The organism is Photobacterium sp. R1 (assembly GCF_054600795.1).
Map to the genome: position 1 here is coordinate 1 of NZ_BAAHZP010000390.1, position 295 is coordinate 295.

1 protein-coding gene and 1 pseudogene are annotated in these 295 nt (G+C 49.5%); both read right to left on the reverse strand.

All coding sequences use genetic code 11. The annotated features are described in order from the left end of the window. Positions 1–158: pseudogene (deoD, locus tag ACYP03_RS25550) on the reverse strand (purine-nucleoside phosphorylase); the annotation flags it as partial. A gap of 34 nt (positions 159–192) precedes the next feature. Then, the coding region (locus ACYP03_RS25555; RefSeq protein WP_459782611.1) for a XapX domain-containing protein at positions 193–295 on the reverse strand (103 nt) is incomplete at its 5' end.

Genomic DNA, 295 nt, shown 5'->3' on the forward strand with positions numbered 1-295 from the left:
TAGGTGCCTGTGTATCCAAACATGTTGCGTACATTGCAGACTTCTTTGGCATCTTCCAGATACGTTTCTGCGATCAGTTTCGCACGCAGCGGGTCACCGGGCATCAGTACTGTTTCTGCGAAATCACCAAATTCGGCATTGATATGCGGGGTAGCCATAGCGGACTCCTGACAAGTTATTCGTTTAAAAAAATTACGAGAAGAAACGTTCAACCACTGCTTGGTATGCCATACCACCCAGGTAAACACCCACAATCCCCATGATGCCAGACAGCACTGGCGGCGCAGGTAGTGGC